Annotated in this window: 15 protein-coding genes; 4 read left to right on the top strand and 11 right to left on the bottom strand. The window is 67.5% G+C overall.

The window, feature by feature from the left end; all coding sequences use genetic code 11:
• Nucleotides 1-78: 78 nt before the first annotated feature.
• From AC3A3Q_RS11450 to AC3A3Q_RS11460, 3 genes are read right to left on the bottom strand one after another with little or no spacing between them, the layout of a single operon-like run.
• Nucleotides 79-819: a phosphoadenylyl-sulfate reductase gene (locus AC3A3Q_RS11450; RefSeq protein WP_487586378.1), complete on the bottom strand. Its 741-nt coding sequence runs from the start codon at nucleotides 817-819 to the stop codon at nucleotides 79-81.
• Complete coding sequence (gene cysI / locus AC3A3Q_RS11455) at nucleotides 816-2,534, bottom strand: assimilatory sulfite reductase (NADPH) hemoprotein subunit (protein ID WP_487586379.1); 1,719 nt, start codon at nucleotides 2,532-2,534, stop codon at nucleotides 816-818. Before cysI ends, AC3A3Q_RS11450 begins: the two co-directional genes overlap by 4 nt.
• 13 nt (nucleotides 2,535-2,547) lie before the next feature.
• Nucleotides 2,548-4,392, bottom strand: coding sequence for an assimilatory sulfite reductase (NADPH) flavoprotein subunit (locus AC3A3Q_RS11460; RefSeq protein ID WP_487586380.1), 1,845 nt, complete (start codon nucleotides 4,390-4,392; stop codon nucleotides 2,548-2,550).
• Between the two features lie 198 nt (nucleotides 4,393-4,590).
• On the opposite strand from AC3A3Q_RS11460, the gene cysD reads away from it, so the two are divergent.
• Nucleotides 4,591-5,505, top strand: coding sequence for a sulfate adenylyltransferase subunit CysD (cysD, locus tag AC3A3Q_RS11465; protein ID WP_487586381.1), 915 nt, complete (start codon nucleotides 4,591-4,593; stop codon nucleotides 5,503-5,505).
• Nucleotides 5,505-7,388, top strand: coding sequence for a sulfate adenylyltransferase subunit CysN (cysN, locus tag AC3A3Q_RS11470; RefSeq protein WP_487586382.1), 1,884 nt, complete (start codon nucleotides 5,505-5,507; stop codon nucleotides 7,386-7,388). Before cysD ends, cysN begins: the two co-directional genes overlap by 1 nt.
• Nucleotides 7,389-7,464: 76 nt before the next feature.
• Here the strand turns inward: cysN and AC3A3Q_RS11475 are convergent, their stop codons facing one another.
• Both AC3A3Q_RS11475 and AC3A3Q_RS11480 read right to left on the bottom strand, forming a co-directional pair.
• Nucleotides 7,465-7,713, bottom strand: a complete 249-nt coding sequence (locus AC3A3Q_RS11475) for a GlsB/YeaQ/YmgE family stress response membrane protein (RefSeq protein WP_386705067.1) — start codon at nucleotides 7,711-7,713, stop codon at nucleotides 7,465-7,467.
• A gap of 181 nt (nucleotides 7,714-7,894) precedes the next feature.
• A complete protein-coding gene (locus tag AC3A3Q_RS11480; RefSeq protein ID WP_487586383.1) occupies nucleotides 7,895-9,385 on the bottom strand; it encodes a M20 family metallopeptidase in 1,491 nt (496 codons plus the stop codon).
• A gap of 308 nt (nucleotides 9,386-9,693) precedes the next feature.
• Between AC3A3Q_RS11480 and AC3A3Q_RS11485 the strand changes: the two genes are divergently transcribed.
• Nucleotides 9,694-10,083 (top strand): ComEA family DNA-binding protein, encoded by a 390-nt coding sequence (locus AC3A3Q_RS11485; RefSeq protein ID WP_487586384.1) that lies wholly within the window; start codon nucleotides 9,694-9,696, stop codon nucleotides 10,081-10,083.
• A gap of 197 nt (nucleotides 10,084-10,280) precedes the next feature.
• The gene (locus AC3A3Q_RS11490; protein WP_487586385.1) at nucleotides 10,281-10,889 is read left to right on the top strand and encodes a HutD/Ves family protein; all 609 of its coding nucleotides are present in this window, start codon (nucleotides 10,281-10,283) and stop codon (nucleotides 10,887-10,889) included.
• 2 nt (nucleotides 10,890-10,891) lie between these two features.
• Here the strand turns inward: AC3A3Q_RS11490 and AC3A3Q_RS11495 are convergent, their stop codons facing one another.
• From AC3A3Q_RS11495 to AC3A3Q_RS11520, 6 genes are read right to left on the bottom strand one after another with little or no spacing between them, the layout of a single operon-like run.
• On the bottom strand, nucleotides 10,892-12,529 hold the full coding sequence (locus AC3A3Q_RS11495) for a sulfite reductase subunit alpha (RefSeq protein ID WP_487586386.1): 1,638 nt from the start codon (nucleotides 12,527-12,529) through the stop codon (nucleotides 10,892-10,894).
• Nucleotides 12,526-13,494 carry an FAD:protein FMN transferase gene (locus AC3A3Q_RS11500; protein ID WP_487586387.1) on the bottom strand — a complete coding sequence of 323 codons (969 nt, stop codon included), beginning with the start codon at nucleotides 13,492-13,494 and terminating at the stop codon, nucleotides 12,526-12,528. Before AC3A3Q_RS11500 ends, AC3A3Q_RS11495 begins: the two co-directional genes overlap by 4 nt.
• Nucleotides 13,495-13,519: 25 nt before the next feature.
• Complete coding sequence (locus AC3A3Q_RS11505; RefSeq protein WP_487586388.1) at nucleotides 13,520-14,329, bottom strand: DUF4198 domain-containing protein; 810 nt, start codon at nucleotides 14,327-14,329, stop codon at nucleotides 13,520-13,522.
• Between the two features lie 48 nt (nucleotides 14,330-14,377).
• Entirely contained in the window at nucleotides 14,378-14,887 is a 510-nt protein-coding gene (locus AC3A3Q_RS11510; RefSeq protein WP_487586389.1) for a DUF2271 domain-containing protein, read from the bottom strand.
• A gap of 33 nt (nucleotides 14,888-14,920) precedes the next feature.
• Nucleotides 14,921-15,565, bottom strand: coding sequence for a PepSY-associated TM helix domain-containing protein (locus AC3A3Q_RS11515; RefSeq protein WP_487586390.1), 645 nt, complete (start codon nucleotides 15,563-15,565; stop codon nucleotides 14,921-14,923).
• 4 nt (nucleotides 15,566-15,569) lie between these two features.
• Nucleotides 15,570-16,256, bottom strand: a complete 687-nt coding sequence (locus AC3A3Q_RS11520; protein ID WP_487586391.1) for a Fe2+-dependent dioxygenase — start codon at nucleotides 16,254-16,256, stop codon at nucleotides 15,570-15,572.
• Between the last annotated feature and the right edge of the window lie 33 nt (nucleotides 16,257-16,289).

Raw genomic sequence — 16,289 nt, forward strand, 5'->3', positions numbered from 1 at the left:
CAGGAGCCAACATCCCTGGGTTCCCGCCTTCGCGGGAATGACGTGACGCAGCGGTATTGCCTCGCGCGAATGCCCAGCTCAAGCCGCATTCGACTCACTGTCGAAATGCAGCCCGCACTCACGCTTCAGGCCGAAAAAACGCGTGTCCTCCTCGTTCATTCCGGCCTCCAGCGGTCGCGTGGTGTGGATGTCGCCGATCGACACGTAACCCTGGTGCCAGAGCGGGTGGTAGGGCAGGTCGTGGTGCTGCAGGTACTGCCAGACTTCGCGATCGCCCCAGTCGGCAATCGGATGCAGCTTCCAGCGGCCGTCGCGCAGTTCGAGGAAATCGATGTTGGCGCGCGTACGCGTCTGGCTGCGACGCAGTCCGGCGATCCAGGTCCGCACGCCCAGCTCATTTAGCGCGCGCTGCATGGGTTCGACCTTGCGCATGCGGTTGTAGCGTTCGATGCCGTCCAGTCCGCCTTCCCACAGCTTGCCCAGGCGCGCCTCCATCCAGGCGATGCCGATCTGCGGGCGATAGACCTTGAGGTTCAGGCCAAGGCGTTCGCTGAGCTGGTCGACGAAGCGGTAGGTTTCCGGGAACAGGTAGCCGGTATCGATCAGGATCACCGGCATGTCCGGTTGCTGCTGCGTGGCAAGGTGCAGCGAGACGGCCGCCTGCGCGCCGAAGCTCGACGACAGCGCGTGCGTCCCGGCCGTGTTCTCAAGCGCCCACGCAACGCGATCGGGCGCGCTGAGTTGGCCCAGCCAGTGGTTGAGTTCCGCCAGCGCCTGCGGCGACTCGGCGGCGGTAATCGGATCGGGAGGCGTGCTCATGCAGCGTTCTCACTACGCAGATGCAACGAAATCGGGGGCCTGGGTGGTGCAATCACGGCCGCGCGGACGAGGAAATCACCGAAGCCTTCGTCGGTGAGTCGCTCGCCGGCGTAGCGCGCAAACAGGGGATCGAGCTCGGCGAGGATCTGTGCCTCGGCGATGTTCTCGCGGTACAGGGTGTTCAGACGCTGGCCGCGATGATCGGCGCCAAGCATCAGGTTGTAACGGCCCGGTGCCTTGCCGACCAGGGCGATCTCGCCCAGGTATGGACGCGAGCAACCGTTCGGGCAGCCGCTGATGCGCAAGTGGATCGATGCGTCGTGCAGGCCGTGGCCGTCCAGCAATGCCTGCACCTTCCCGGTCAGTTCCGGCAGATAGCGCTCGGCTTCGGCCATTGCCAGGCCGCAGGTCGGCAGCGCGACGCAGGCCAGCGCATTTCGCTGCAACGGACTCGCGGTGCGGTAACCGTCCAGTCCGTACTGCGTTGCCAGCGCGTCGATGCGCGTACGCAGGTCGGCCGGAACGCCGGCGATCACCAGGTTCTGGTTCGGCGTGAGGCGGAACTCCGCGGCATTGGCTGCCTCATCCAGCACGCGCGCGATCTCGCGCAGGCCGCTGAGGTGGAGGATGCCTTCGTGGTCCCAGATGCGCCCGGCCACAGTCCGCAGCGTCAGATGAGCAAGGCCCTCGTCGCCTTCGATCCAGCCGAAACGATCGCCGTTGTGGGCGAACGAGAACGCGCGCGCCGGCAGCAGGCCGAAGCCGGCGCGTCGTTCGACCTCGGCCTTGAACCAGTCCAGGCCATGGTCATCGATGGTGTACTTCAGGCGCGCGCGCTTGCGCACGTTGCGATTACCAAAGTCGCGCTGCGCGGTGACCACGGCCTCGCCCACGGCGATCACCTGGTCAGGCGTGACGAAGCCGATCACATCGCCCAGGCGGGGATAGGTTTCCGGATCGCCGTGCGTGGCACCCATGCCGCCGCCGACGCTGACGTTGTAGCCGGCGAGGGCGCCGTCATCGTCGAGGATGGCGATGAAGCCCAGGTCCTGCGCGAACACGTCGACATCGTTGTAGGGCGGGATCGCGAATCCGATCTTGAACTTGCGCGGCAGGTAGGTCGGGCCATACACCGGCTCGTCCTCGCTGCCGCTGCCGGCCACGCGTTCCTCGTCCAGCCAGATCTCGTAGTAGGCACGGGTGTTCGGCAGCAGGTGTTCGGACAATGCCGCCGCCTGGGCATGCACCGCCGCGTGCGCCTGCGACAGCAGGGGATTGGCGGCAACGGCAACGTTGCGGTTGACGTCGCCGCAGGCGGCGAGGGTGTCGATCAGCGCGGCGTTGATCGCCTGCATGGTCGGCTTCAGCTCGGTCTTGATCACGCCGTGGAACTGGAACGCCTGGCGCGTGGTGATGCGAAGGCCGCGCTCGGCGAAGCGCGTGGCGACCGTGTCCAGCCTGAGCCACTGCGCCGGCGTGACCACGCCACCGGGCGTGCGCGTGCGGATCATGAAGCTGTAGGCCGGCTCGAGCTTGGCGACGCGACGCTCCTCGCGGATGTCGCGGTCGTCCTGCTGGTAGCTGCCGTGGTACTTGATCAGGGTCTGGTCGTCGTCGGCGAGCGCGCCGGTGACCGGATTGGCGAGCGACGCCAGCAGCGTCCCGCGCAGGCGGGCGCTTTCGTGCTTGATGTCCTCGACCGAGTGGTTGCTCATCAGTTCATGCCTTTCAGTACACGTCTCGCGCGTAGCGGCCCTGCTGCTGCAGGTCATTGAGGTAGTCGTTGGCGTCGTCGGCTGACTTGCCGCCGTGCCCGGCGATGGCTTCGAGCAGCGCGGCGTGTACATCACGGGCCATGCGCGTGGCATCGCCGCAGACGTACAGGTGCGCTCCGGCCTCGAGCCAGGCGAACAGTTCGCGGCCTTGCTCGCGCAGGCGATGCTGGACGTAGACCTTGCGTTCCTGGTCGCGGGAGAAGGCCAGGTCGAGGCGGTGCAGGCGACCGTCCTTGAGTGCCTGCTGCCACTCGACCTGGTAGAGGAAGTCGGTGCGGAAGTGCGGGTTGCCGAACAGCAACCAGTTGCGTCCAGGCGCGTCGATCGCCGCGCGTTCCTGCAGGAAGCCGCGGAACGGCGCGACGCCGGTGCCGGGTCCGATCATGATCACATCGCGCGATGCGTCGGCTGGAAGGCGGAAGCGCTCGTTGTGTTCGATGAACACCGGCAGCCGCGCGCCCTCGGCGCTGGCGGCAAGCTGGTGCGATGCCGCGCCCCAGCGCGTGCCTTGGCCGTTGTCGTATTCGACATGGGCGACGGTGAGGTGGACCTCGTCGCCGACCTGCTTCTGGCTGGACGCAATCGAGTACAGGCGCGGCGTCAGCGGCCGCAACGCCGCAATCAGTTCCTCGCCAGTCCAGTCGGCGCGGTACTGCGTCAGCAGGTCGATCACCTGCTGCTCGGCAAGCAGACGGCTCAACTGCACCTGCTGGCCCGGCGCCAGCAGGCCATTGAGCTCGTCGCTGCGCGCCTGCGCGGCGAGGGTGGCAACAAACGGACGCGCCAGCTGGGTCAGCTCGCGCTTGTCGGTCAGCCAGGTCCGCAGCGGCAGCTGCTGGCCGCCGGCGCTGATTTCATCGTTGCCGTCGAGCTGCAACGTCGACAGCACCGCATCGACCAGCGCAGGCGGGTTCGATGGCCACAGTCCGAGCGCGTCGCCGGGCTCGTAGTGCAGGCCCGAACCTTCCAGGGACAACTCGATGTGGCGAACGTCCTTGTCGGGGCCGGGACGACCGACGCTGCTGGCGCGCGTGACCAGGCGCTGGTTGAGCAGCAGCTCGGCCGCGAACGGCGCGTCGCGGCCATGCGCCGGTGCAGCCGGCAGCGGTCGCAGCGGCGTCACCGTGGCCAGCGGCGCGGTCGGCTTCAGGGCTTCCCTGGCCTTCGCCAGCGCCTGCGCCAGCCACGGGGTGGCGATCGTCTCGATGTCGAGGTCGGCGTCGCCGCGGGCCAGCAGGCGGGTCGCGCCGAGTTCGGCCAGGCGCTCGTCGAGCTTCTGCCCGATGGCGCAGAACTGCGGGTAGCTGGAGTCGCCGAGGGCGAGCACGGCATAGCGCAGCTGCTTGAGCTGGGGCGCGCGCTTGCCGGCGATGAACTCGACCAGCGCACGGGCATCGTCCGGCGGATCGCCGTCGCCCTGGGTGCTGATGACCAGGTAGAGGTTGCGTTCGTCCTTCAGTTCGCGGGTCGGGTAGGCGTCGGCGCGCAGCAGGCGCACGGCCAGGCCGGCGGCCTCGGACTGGCGGGTGAGCTGCTCGGCCAGGCGCTTGGCGTTGCCGGTCTGGCTGCCGTAGACGATGGTCAGGCGCCCCGCCGCCTGGGCTTCGGCCACCGGCAAGGAAATCGCGGCCGCCGTCCCGGCGGAGCGACTGGCCAGACCGGCGGCGTAGCCCGACAGCCACCACAGGCCGTTCGCATCGAGACCGTCGGTGACGTGCGCGAGCGCTGCCAGCCGATCCTCGGGAAGGGGAGAACCGAGGGAGCTGCTGGCAATCGGGCTTGAAGGTGAAGCCGACATCGGCACGTGACTGGGCGGTGGGGACCATTGCAGGCTAGGCCCCACCGTCGTCCATATGAAAGGACGTTGGGTAATGCGCTCATGCCCGGGCCTTATTTCCGGGGCAGGCGTCCGCCGCTCCTACAATGTGGTCAGATAGCCGCGACCGTCGAATGCCGGTAGCTCCCGGCCCTGACGCCCGCCACCAACTTCCTGACGATGACCCTGCCTGTCGACCTGAGCCACCTCGATCGCCTCGAAGCCGAGAGCATCCACATCCTGCGCGAGGTGGCGGCCGAGTTCCGCAACCCGGTGCTGCTGTACTCGATCGGCAAGGACAGTTCGGTGCTGCTGCACCTGCTGCTGAAGGCGTTCGCGCCGGCGCGCAAGCCGCCGATCCCGCTGCTTCACGTCGACACCGGCTGGAAGTTCCGCGAGATGATCGCCTTCCGCGACCAGCGCGCCAGTGAAACCGGCGTCGAGCTGCGGGTGCACACCAATCCCGACGGCGTGGCGCAGGGCATCGGCCCGATCAGCCACGGCGCCACCGTGCACACCGACGTGATGAAGACCCAGGCGCTGAAGCAGGCGCTGGACCTGCACGGCTTCGACGCGGCAATCGGTGGCGCCCGTCGCGACGAAGAAAAATCGCGCGCGAAGGAACGCATCTTCTCCTTCCGCAACGACCAGCACCGCTGGGACCCGAAGAGCCAGCGCCCGGAGCTGTGGAGCCTGTACAACACCCGCATCCACAAGGGCGAGTCGGTGCGCGTGTTCCCGCTGTCGAACTGGACCGAGCTCGACATCTGGCTGTACATCTATCGCGAGCGAATTCCCGTGCCGTCGCTGTACTTCGCCGCGCAGCGGCCAGTGGTCGAGCGCGACGGCGCCTGGATCCTCGTCGATGACGAGCGCCTGCCATTGCGCGAGGGCGAGTCGGCGCAGCTGCGCCAGGTTCGCTTCCGCACCCTGGGCTGCTATCCGCTGACCGGTGCGATCGAATCGCAGGCCGACACGCTGGAGAAAATCATTGCCGAGATGCTGGTGGCCACGACCTCCGAGCGCCAGGGACGGGTGATCGATCACGATCCGACCGCGTCGATGGAGAAGAAGAAGCAGGAGGGGTATTTCTGATGGGCACTGTTTCTGAAGCCGCCTCCGAGGTCGCCGCCTACCTGCAGCGCCACGAAACCAAGGGTCTGCTGCGCTTCATCACCTGCGGCAGCGTCGACGACGGCAAGAGCACGCTGATCGGGCGCCTGCTGTTCGAAACCCGCGCGCTGTTCGACGACCAGCTGTCGGCACTGGAATCCGACAGCCGTCGCCACGGCACCCGCAACGGCGAGGTCGACTACGCGCTGCTGCTCGACGGCCTGTCGGCCGAGCGCGAGCAGGGCATCACGATCGATGTTGCCTACCGCTTCTTCAGCACCGACAAGCGCAAGTTCATCGTCGCCGACTGCCCGGGCCACGAGCAGTACACGCGCAACATGGCCACCGGCGCGTCCACGGCGGATGTCGCCGTGGTGCTGGTGGATGCGCGCAAGGGACTGCTCGCGCAGACCCGCCGGCACAGCTATATCGCCTCGCTGCTGGGCATCCGCCACGTGCTGCTGGCGGTGAACAAGATGGACCTGGTCGGCTTCGACTTCGCCGTGTTCGACGCGATCGTCGCCGGCTATCGCGAGCTCGCCGTCCAGCTCGGCATCGCCCACGTGCAGGCCGTGCCGCTGTCGGCGCTGCAGGGCGACAACCTGATGCAGCGCTCGGTAAATACGCCCTGGTACGACGGTCCGAGCGTGCTCGAGTACCTGGAGAACGTCGACGTAACCCGCGGCGCTTCCGACATCGGCTTCCGCTTGCCGGTGCAGTGGGTCAACCGTCCCGACCAGGATTTCCGCGGATTTGCCGGCACCGTCGCCGCAGGTTCGGTGAAGCCGGGCGACGACATCGTGGTGCTGCCTTCGGGCCGGCGTTCGAAGGTCGCGCGGATCGTCACCGCCGGCGGCGACCTCGACCTGGCCGGCGAAGGCCAGGCCGTGACGCTGACGCTGCAGGGCGAACTGGACATCAGCCGCGGCGACGTCATCGCCGATGCGCACAAGCCGCCGCAGGTGTCGGACCAGTTCGCCGCGCACATGCTGTGGATGGGCGACCAGGCATTGCTGCCGGGCCGGCCGTACTGGTTGAAGATCGGCACGCGCACGGTCAGCGCCAGCGTCACCGAGATCAAGCACAAGATCGACGTGAATACCCAGGAGCCGCTTGCCGCCAAGCACCTGGAGCTCAACGAGGTCGGCTACTGCAATCTCTATCTCGACCAGCCGGTGCCGTTCGAGGCGTATGCCGACAGCCGCACGCTGGGCGGTTTCATCCTGATCGACCGCCAGAGCAACGCCACCGTTGCCGCCGGTACCCTCGAGTTCGCGCTGCGCCGTGCCGGCAACATCCACTGGCAGCACCTGGACGTCGACAAGACCGCCCGTGCCCGCATCAAGGGACAGAAGCCGCGCGTGCTGTGGTTCACCGGTCTGTCGGGTTCGGGCAAGTCGACCATCGCCAACCTGGTCGACAAGCGCCTGCACGCGTTGGGCTACCACACCTTCATCCTGGACGGCGACAACGTCCGCCACGGTCTCAACAAGGACCTGGGCTTCACCGACGAGGACCGCGTCGAGAACATCCGCCGCGTCGCGGAGGTGGCCAAGCTGATGGCCGACGCCGGCCTGATCGTGCTGGTCAGCTTCATCTCGCCGTTCCGCGCGGAACGGCGCATGGCGCGCGAGCTGTTCGCCCCCGGCGAGTTCGTCGAGGTCTTCATCGACACGCCGCTGGCGGTGGCCGAGGAGCGCGACGTCAAGGGTCTGTATGCCAAGGCGCGCGCCGGCCAGCTGCGCAACTTCACCGGCATCGACTCGCCTTACGAAGTCCCGGAGGCGGCCGAGCTTCAGCTCGATACCGTCAGCGACTCGGCCGAACACCTGGCGCAGCGCGTCATCGATTTCCTGCTGGACTGAGGGTTCGTCGCAGGCAAACAAAAACCCCGGCCTTGGCCGGGGTTTCTGTATCTGGAATAACGTCTGGCTTTGGCAATCACGCCGCCGGTTTGGCGGTCTTGCTGCGGATGAACTCGTAGATGAAGAGCAGGACTACCGCGCAGATGATCGAGATCAGGAAGCCGATGAATCCGCCGCCGGCATAGAGCAGGCTGCCGATATAGGCGCCGGCGATGCCGAGCAGGATGGTGAGGATCCAACCCATCGGGTCGGCACCGGGTTTGAAGAAACGCGCCAGGATTCCTATAACCGCACCAATGATGATCGTATAGACGATGCTGCCCATATCGCTCCCTCCTGAAGTGGTTGGGTGACGCGAGCGCATCCTAGCACCGCACCCCTCTCCCGCCGCGCGTTGCGCGGCGACCTCTCCCCCAAGGGGAGAAGTAAGCAAAGCCCTCCCCCCTTGCGGGGGAGGGACAGGCCGCCGAAGGCGGCCAGGGAGAGGGGGAGAGAGGGCGAGGCCCTCAGCAGCAACCGTGGTCGCCGCGCTCCTGCCCACCTGCCACCGCTGCCACGCCGGTGGTCTCGCCGCGCTGGCTGGCCAGGTGATGCTCGGCGATCACGCGCGACACGCAGGCGGTGACGCGCTTGCCCATCGGAATGTGCAGGAATTCGTTGGGACCGTGCGCGTTGCTGTGCGGGCCGAGCACGCCGGTGATCATGAACTGCGCGCCCGGGAACTTCTCGCCGAGCATGCCCATGAACGGGATCGATCCGCCTTCGCCCATGTACATCGCCGGCTGGCCGAAGAACTCACGGCTGGAGGCGTCGATCGCCTTGGTCAGCCACGGCGACTGCGCCGGTGCATTCCAGCCGCTCGACGACTTCTCCAGGTCGAGGGTGACCTGGGCGCCGTTGGGCGGGTTGCTCAGCAGGACTTCCTTGAGCAACTCGCCGGCGCGCTTGCCATCCAGGGTCGGCGGCAGGCGCAGCGACAGCTTCACCGAGGTGTGCGGGCGCAGCACGTTGCCGGCCGACGCCAGCGGCGGCATGCCGTCGACACCGGTCACCGACAGCGCCGGGCGCCAGGTGCGGTTGAGCACCAGCTCGGTCAGATCGCTGGCCATCGGCGTCATGCCCGGCAGCAGCGGGAACTTGTCGAAGATCGCCGTATCGAGCACCTTCGCCGCTTCGCGCGCCTGCGCCATGCGTTCGGCCGGCACTTCGGCGAACAGGTCCTCGATGCGGATCTTGCCGGTGTTCTCGTCTTCCAGGCGCGAGAGCAGCTGGCGCAGCAGGCGGAAGCTCGACGGCACGATGCCGGAGGCGTCACCGGAGTGGACGCCTTCGCTGAGCACCTTGACGGTGAAGTTGCCGCCGGCCAGGCCGCGCAGCGAGGTCGTGCACCACAGCTGGTCGTAATTGCCGCAGCCCGAGTCAAGGCACACCACCAGCGACGGCATGCCGATGCGACCGGCAAGGTGGTCGACGTAGGCGGGCAGGTCGTAGCTGCCCGATTCCTCGCAGGCTTCGATCAGGATCACGCAGCGCGAGTGCGGCAGCTGCTGTTCCTGCAGGGCCAGCACGGCGGTCAGCGAGCCGAAGATCGCGTAGCCGTCGTCGGCGCCGCCGCGGCCGTAGAGCCGGTCGCCCTTGATGACCGGGGTCCACGGGCCGAACTCGGGATCCCAGCCGGTCATCTCCGGCTGCTTGTCCAGGTGGCCATAGAGCAGCACGCAATCGTCGTTGCTGCCGCCGTTGCTTGCCGGGATCTCGATGAAGATCAGCGGCGTGCGGCCTTCCAGGCGCACCACCTCGACCTTCATGCCGGGGATCGGCTGCGCCTTGGCCCAGCGCTCCATCAGCGTGACCGCATCCTCCATGTAGCCATGCTTGACCCAGTCGGCGTCGAACATCGGCGACTTGTTCGGGATGCGGATGTACTCGATGAGCTGGGGAACGATCTCGTCATCCCATTTATCGGCGACGAAACGGTCGACCTTGCTGGTGTCCATGAAAGAAGCCTCGGAGCAGGGGAGGGTCGCGGGAAAGGCCGCGGGAAAGACGCCAGTTTACGCCTCCCGTGCGGCCGATCCGATGCGCATTGGGGCCGCTTGGCCGCGATCTGGCCGGTCTGGCCGCCGATTTGACGCGGCCGGTAGGCCTTTCCCCACCGCCGGCAGCGGGGTGCGCCGGGCTGGTCGCGAAGGCCGTGGCGATAGGCCGGGCCGGTGCCCGCGCAGAGACTTGGTGCCCGCGTTGTCCCCACTCGGGGGCCGGCGCGGCAGGAACGGAATCCAGAACCAACCCAAGGAGCCACACCGTGAAATCAACTGGATGGAGGGGCTTACCGCTGCTGCTGACGTTGTTGTTGGCAGCCGCAGTCAACGCCGCCGAGAAGGTCAACATCAACACCGCCGATGCTGCGACCATCGATCGCGTCATGGTCAACATCGGGCCGGGCAAGGCGGAGGCGATCGTGGCCTACCGCAAGGCGAACGGTCCATTCCGCAGCGCCGAGCAGCTGGCGCTGGTCAAGGGCGTCGGCCTGAAGACGGTCGAGAAGAACCTCGACCGCATTGTCTTCACCGGTGCCGCCGCTCCCGCGAAGGTCGCGGCAGCGAAGCCGGCTGCGACCGGAAAGCCTGTGGCCAAACCCGTCGCCAAACCCGTCGCCAGGCCTGCCGCGCCTGCAAGGACAGCCAGCCGCTGAAGTCTCCTGCCGCCACCGACTGCGCGGTGGCGGCAGGCGAACTGGCACGGATGCCCGAAGGGAGTCAGGGGACTATCCCGGGACAAGGAAGTACTGCCACTCCGCCGCAACGGACTGCGACGGAGTGGCGCCTTGCCAGGTGCCTGCCGCAGCTAGACTATCGGCCAAGAGACTCCGCACAGGCGACCTCACTGGTGATGGCACCCGAACGCAGCAGCCGGTCCTGGGTAATCCCGGCCAACGAGTACCGCCGCGAGCGCTGGCGGAACCAGATGGGCTGGACGCGCGAGATCCTCGCCCACGTTCCTCTCGCCGGCGAGCCCTGGGATTGGCGCCTTTCGATCGCCGAGATCGAGAGTGACGCGCCGTTCTCGGCGTTTCCCGGAATCGACCGCGAACTGGTCCTGCTGGCCGGCAACGGCCTGCGCCTGTGCTTCGACGATGGCGAAGTGAAGGAACTGCTGCCACCGCACGATCGGATGCGGTTTGCCGGCGAGCGCGGCGTGACCGGTGAGCTTGTCGACGGACTCACCCACGACTTCAACCTGATGTGGCGCCGCGACCGCGTGCGCGCGGATTTGTGGCACCGTCCGCTGGTCGGACCGATGGTGTTGTTCGCCGACCCGGAAAGCACCTGGGTCGTGCACCTGATCGCGGGGCAGGCACGGTTCGCCGATGACTCCGGCCTGCCGCCAATGGCGGCACAGGACACCGCGATCATCGCCGCCGGGTCGCAGCGCGTGCGGCACGTCCTCGATGGCGGCGGCGAAGTCCTGCTGATCCGGATCGAACCGCTGCCCGAATAGCTTTAGTAAACGTCGCGGCAATAACGACCCGAAGCGGCCATGGTTTCCAGCGCATCGAGACCGACCGCCTCGCGCAGCACCGCATCGACGTCCGGCGCCATGCCTTCGAGGCTGCCGCAGACGTAGACCGATGCTCCCTGCGCAACCCACGTGCGCAACTCCTCGATCCGCTCGCGCAGCAGATGCTGCACATACGTTCGTCGGGACGGGTCATCACGCGAGAACGCCAGATCAAGTTCCTGCAGGCGCCCTTCGCGCAGCCAGCCTTCGATCTCGTCGCGATAGTGGAAATCGTGTCCGGCCTGGCGCTCGCCGAACAGCAGCCAGTTGCGATGGTGGCCTGCGGCGATGCGTGCCTTGAGCAGTGCACGCAGCCCTGCCAGGCCCGTGCCGTTGCCGATCAACACCACCGGGCGATCGTCGGCCGGCGGATGGAAGGAGGTGTTGCGGCGGATGCGCACGTCGATGCGCGTACCCGGCTGGGCGTGGGCGGTCAGCCAGCCGCTGCCGCTGCCAAGGCGACCGTCCGGGTGGCGCATCTGGCGCACCAGCAATTGCAGGCTGCCGTCGCCGGGCAATGAGGCGATCGAATACTCGCGGTGCGGCAATGGCTGCAGCATATCCGCCACTGCCTGCGCACCCTTGCCCAGCACATCGCGCGGAGATGGAAGCCGTGACCGCGCCAGCAGCGTAGACAGCGGCTCGACGACATCGCCTGCCTTGACCTCGACGTCGCCATCGAGCCCGCAAGTGACGAGCCAGTCGGCGACTGCCTCGCCAGGATGACGCGGACCGATCTCGGCGATGTCGCCGGCGCTCCAGGCCAAATGGGCAGCGTCCTGCGGCGCCAGTGCGACGTGGTAGGCGGGGCCGCCGACACTGCCCTCGTTCAACCAGCGTCGTTCGACCAGGCGCCACGACTGGTAGGCCGGTGCACTCCAGTCGGCGAAGTCCGCACGGCCACTGATCTGCCCGAGTCGATGCTGCCAATGACGCAAGGCCCCGGCGTCGCCGGCATCGACATCGATGCGGTCGAACAAAGGCCTGGCGCCGTGGTGGTGCAACCACTGGTCGAGGCGACGGCCGAATCCGCAGAACTGGTCGTAGGCACGGTCGCCCAACGCCAGCACCGCATATTCCAGCCCTTCCAGCGTGATCGACTGGTCGAGCACATGGCGGGTGAATCCGAGCACGTGGTCCGGCGGATCGCCTTCGCCGGTGGTGCTGGCGATGAACAGTGCGCGCCGATGGCTGCGCAGCACGTTGGCATCGACGCGATGCAGCGGCAGCGCACGCACTGCCATGCCTGCAGCACGCAGGGCGTCAGCGGTGTGCTCGGCCAACTGCTGGGCAAATCCCGTCTGGCTGGCCCACGACAGCAGGACCGCATCGGCGCCGTCGTCGTCGTCGCCACGGGAAACGGATCGCGCCTTCGATCTCGCGCCGGAAACGATCGCCGCGCACAGCCCCAGGTACGCCAGCACCACGAGTGCTGCAAGCAGCCAGCTGCCAAGGCGTGGAGATGCCATCCACCATGCATCGGTCTGCCAATGGCCGAATGCGAGCGCCAGTACCAGCAGGCCCGACAGCACCAGTGCGTTGCCAAGCCATGCCCGGCGGTTGGTCGTACCGGTGCTCACGCCTGCAACAACTCCGCGAATGCAGGCGTCATGCGCTCGTCCTGGTCACCGTTGCCGGAGACGACGAATCGCGCCGCCAGCCCGTGCCTGCACGCGAATGCGTGGCCGTCCTGCGCGCCCATCACCGTCAGTGCGGTGGCCCAGCCATCGGCGAGCATGGCGCTGGCGGCGGCCACGGTGACCGCGGCCGGAGCGCCCAACGCCGGGCGACCGCTGCGCGGGTCGATGGTGTGGCTATAGCGCTGCCCGTCGCGCTCGACGCGATGCCAGCGATCGCCCGAGGTCGCCACGGCCAGCCCGTCCAGATCGAGCACGCGCGCCGGGTTGTCGTCATCCTCGTCGCCGGCACAAGCCTCGACGATCACGCGCCACGGCGCCCCATCTGGCTTGCGGCCGCGTCCGTACAACTCGCCACCGACTTCGACGAGTGCACTGTCGATGCCGTCGGAATGCAACTGCGCGGCGACCGCATCGACGGCAAAGCCCTTGGCGATCGCGCACAGATCCAGCTGCGTTCCGCCCGGCTGCAACACGCGTCGCGTCTGCGCGTCGAGGACCAGGCGCTGCCAGCCGACCGAGTCGAGCACGTCCGCCGGCACGTCCTGCGGCATGTCACGGCGGCCGGAGGGGCCGAAGCCCCAGGCATCGGCGATGGCGCCAATGGTGGGGTCGTACGCGCCATCGCTGGCGCGTGCGATATCGAGCGCACACGTCAGCACCGTCCAGAACTCGTCCCGCAGCGGGTGCCAGCTTCCGGCCGCAGCGGCATTGAAGCGGCTCAGGTCGGAGTGGATGGTCCAGTTGCTCATCTGTGCGATCACGTCATCCAGTCGTGACTGGATGCGTGAGTGCAACGCGTGCAGGTCGGTGTGCGGGCGCGCGACCAGCTTCACCGACCAGGTGGTTCCCATGGTGGCGCCGCCGAGGATATCGACGGTGCCACGGTTGTCGCCTGCAGCCTGCATTGCGCTCGCTTCTTGCGTCGTCGTCTTACTGCGGCAGCACTTCCAGCGTGGCGACGTAACCGATGCGACGCTGCTTGGCCTGCGGAACGGTCGTCTTCTTGTCTTCGCTGGTGGCTTCCAGCCAGTACATGCCGGCTTCCGGCCAGGTCACGGTGAACTCGCCCTTGGCGTCGGTCTTGACCTTGATCTCGTCCTGCGCGTTGCGGTAGCGCGTATTGCCGCGGACGATCTCGACATCGAGGCCGGCCGCCGGCTTGCCGTCGACCTGCATGCGGAACTTCGCTTCGTCGCCGGCGAACAGATCGTTGGGATGCGTCACCGGCACCAGCTCCAGGCCCTTGCCGCTGGGCTTGAGCGCGGTGTCGTTGGGCGAGCCGTTGGTGACGAAGGTCTCGACGCGGCTGATCGACTGCGACACCTGCAGGTTCTTGGCGCCCTTGGGCACTTCGGTGGCGAACGCCGCGGCAGTGCCGCGCCAGCGCTTTGGCTTGCCGTCTTCGTCCCACTGGCCGATCACGTAGTCATTGACCACGCCGATCTTGTAGGTACCGGCTTGCTTGAGCTCGATGTCGAACACCGTGCGGTACTTGCCGGTGGCGCTGTTCTGCGCGGCGACCTGGCTGCCGTCGGGCGCGGTGATGGCGAGGTTGTCGGTCTTCAGCGGCACATGGTTGAAGTAGAACAGGTCGTTGGACACCGCTGCATCGACGGTCACCCACGGGTTGTTGCCGGCGAGCACGGTCTGCGACGGCTGCAGCCATGCCTTGTGTGCCTGCGCGGCCAGCGGCAGCGAAAGCGCGAGGGCGAGTGCGGCGAACTTGAGGGTCTGCTTCATGGGGAACACTCCAGCGGAACGAAAGGGGGAGGGCGAGTCAGGATCGAATCAGGGCTTGCTGGCCAGCGTGACCAGGCCGAGCTCGCTGCTGCCCTGCGCGCTGCCATTGCCGGCACCGCGCCACTTGAACGGAATCTTGAGCAGTTCGCGCCCACCGACTTCGCGCGCGGCTTCCACCACCAGCGTGTAGTCACCGGCCGGCAGCGCGGCCAGCTCGGGATTGCTGTCGGTGAACTGCAGTGCGTGCTTGCCGACCGGACGGGTCGGGCCGGTGACGCCATCGACCGGCACCTTGAGCGTGCGTCCGCTGCGCCGCCACCACTGACGCAGGTCCGGCAACCACTTGGTACCGGCGCCCTCGTTGGTCGCCTTCTGCTGGTACCAGACGGCGAGATTGGCGGCCGCCTTCTGGTCCGGGCCTTCGACCCAGATCGCAACGTACGGCCGGTGATACTCGGCGACGTTGAGCTGCGGGATCTGCAGGTTGAGGTTGATCTCGGCCGAATAGGCCGGCAGGGCGAGCAGGCCGCTCAGCGCAATGGTCAGTTGGACACGCATGGGATCTCCGGGGGAGGCGGTGTGACGGTCGAATCAGTGGATGAAGAGCAGTGCCAACAGCAGCGGCAACACCAGTCCCAGCACCACGTAAGGCCAGGTCGTCGGCCGCTGGCGCGCGTGCATCTGCAACAGGAACAGGCCGGTGATGCAGAACACCAGGCAGGCGATGGCGAAGATGTCGATGAACCAGCGCCACGCGGCGCCGGTGTTGCGTCCCTTGTGCAGGTCGTTGAGGTAGGCGATCCAGCCGCGCGACGTGCGCTCGTATTCGACTGCACCGGTGGCGCGATCGATGCTCAGCCAGGCATCGCCGCCGGGACGCGGCAGCGAGAGGTAGACCTCCTGCTCCGACCATTCCGCGGCTTGCTCGCCGATGGCAACCGGCAGCACGTCGTTGAGCCAGTCGCTGACGCTGCCCGGCAATGGCGCGCTGCCATCCTCGCGCTTGCCCAGTGCCTTCAGCAGCGACGGCGGCATGTCGACCGTGCGGTTGAGCGTCTGCGGCTTGGCCTCGATGACGCTGGAGTGGTTGAGGGTGACGCCGGTGACGGAGAACAGCAGCATCGCCACCAGGCAGATCGCCGAGCTGATCCAGTGCCACTGGTGCAGCGTGCGCAGCCAGAAGCCGCGGCGCTGCTGGCGTGCGGCGATGTCGGGCGCGGCGGAAGAGGCGCTCATGGTCTCAGGTCTCTGCCCAGCGCCGCAGCAGGTTGTGGTACACGCCGGTCAGCTGCACGAGGGCAGGGTGATCGGGAACGTCCTGGGTCAGGCGCCGGATCGACACGTCGAGGTCGAACATCAGCCGGCGCTGCGCATCCTCACGCAGCAGGCTCTGGATCCAGAAGAACGAGGCGATGCGCTCGCCACGCGTCACGGGCGTGACACGGTGCAGGCTCGTGCCCGGGTAAAGCACCATGTCGCCGGCGCGCAGCTTCACCTGCTGCACGCCATAGGTGTCCTCGATGATCAGTTCGCCGCCGTCGTAGTCTTCCGGTGCGCTGAGGAACAGCGTGGCCGACAGGTCCGTGCGGACCGGTTCGGCGCCGCCGCTGCTGCGGTCGTAGCGCACCGCGTTGTCGACGTGGAAGCCGAACGACTGGCCGCCGCTGTAGCGGTTGAACAACGGCGGGTAGATCCGCTGCGGCAGCGCCGCGGAGAAGAACGTCGAGTTGCGTGCCAGCGCTTCGAGCACCAGTGCGCCGAGTTCGCGCGCGACCGGATCGTTCTCGGGGAGCTGAGCGTTGTCCTTGGCCTGCGCAGACTGGTAGCCGGCGGTGATGCGGCCATCGGCCCAGCCGGCCTGCGCCAGGCGCGCGCGGCAATGCGCGACCTGCTCGGCGGTGAGGACTTGCGGGACTTGCAGCAGCATCGTCTCGTGCTCCTTCAATGCGACCGCCCGGCA

It is taken from the genome of Lysobacter sp. Soil_C_59 (assembly GCF_057656415.1).